Genomic DNA, 1,603 nt, shown 5'->3' with positions numbered 1-1,603 from the left:
CTACACCGCTCAATGCCAGAATACCGTTCAACGACAAAATGCTCATCATCAGACCGTTACTCCAGTGACCCAATATCGCACCCACAATGCCAAATGGGATCGCGGACATGATGATCAACGGCTGAATGTACGACTTCAACGGAATAGCTAGTAGTGCGTATATTGCAATTAACGCCATCACCGTTAGGGTCTTCATCGACGAGGTCGTTTCTTCCTGCTGCTCGGCTTCACCGGCGAAATGTACCGACAAATCAGCATGCTGACGGGTTAGCTGAGGGACCAGTGACTGATTCAGTGTTTGCACCAACTCGGTAGCGGTGATCACATCGGAATCAACGGATGCAGACACAGTAAGTGCTCGCAAACCATCGATGCGAGTGATTTGTTGTTGCTGGCTGTCCTGAATAATATTCGCTACAACGCTTAGCGGAACGACTGTACCATCGGTTAAACGCACGCGGGCATTGAGGATGTCAGTCGCGTTGCTGCGGCTTTCCTCTGGGTAGCGTACACGCACTTTCACTTCGTTTTTATTGCGCAGATAGCGCTGCACGATGTCTCCGCCAAAGGCTTGCAATAACTGCTTCGACAAACTGGCGGTATCCATACCCAATGCACGGCCCTGAGGTGTAAGCTCAAAGCGCATCATCGCTTCGCCCGGTGTGAGTGAAGATTCGACACTGGTTACACCGTCTGTGTTTTCCAACGCCTCGCGAAAGGCTTCTTCTGCAATCAGCAGGGTTTCGTCGCTCACGCTTTTCAGCTCAACTTTAAAGGCATCGACCATTTCCCGGCGCGATTGAATTTTAAGTTGCTTCACACCTTCGGGTGTACCGGCCAGTTCACGCCAGGTGCGAGCCAGGTCATCCAGTGAATAGGGCTTTTCTTTCGCAAGTTCCACGACGATAGACCCACTTTGATCGCCCGATGCCATTACCTGCAGACTCTGAATGCCTGAACCGTCGGCATCGTTTTGCGACATTAGCTGTGCATCCGCCTGATTAAGCGTCGCTTCCAACCACTGCATATTGCGCTCAGTCTGGCCGAAGCTTGCGTCACTTTGCAGCGTCATGCTGGCTTCAACGGTATCGCCTGGCATGCTGGGGAAGAACCCCACGCGTACTGCGCCATTCATTGGCATACCTATCACCGCAATAAACACCGCAACGAACAACAGAATCACAGCATAACGGAACTGCAATGCATAATTCAGCGCCGGCATATACACGCGTTGGCTAAACCACTGTAACCCCGCGTCGGCACCGTCCTGAATCTTAGCCCAGCCACGAGCCAATGCATGCGTCGGCTTTTTATGGGTAGGCAAATGCGCCAGGTGAGCAGGCAGAATCAGTTTGGACTCCACCACCGACAACAACAAACAAATGGTTACCACCATGCCGAACTGAGCGTACAGGTTTCCTAACCCGCCAGAGATGTTGGAAAGCGCCGCGAATGCCGCTACCGTAGTGAACACACCAAACAGGGTTGGCACAGCAACTTTGTGCGTGCCGCGGATAGTACTGTTCAGGGTATCCCCTTCGCGCTTGCGGGTGTCATAGACGGACTCACCCACTACGACCGCGTCATCCACCACGATCCCCAG

The 1,603-nt window shown here is 52.8% G+C and carries 1 protein-coding gene; it reads right to left on the bottom strand.

Annotation, left to right across the window (positions count from 1 at the left end; genetic code table 11):
- The coding region (locus AC4MRN_RS17160; RefSeq protein WP_491203967.1) for an efflux RND transporter permease subunit at positions 1–1,603 on the bottom strand (1,603 nt) is incomplete at both ends.

It is taken from the genome of Marisediminitalea sp. (assembly GCF_984433645.1).
This window is presented reverse-complemented; position numbering and strand designations above follow the sequence as displayed.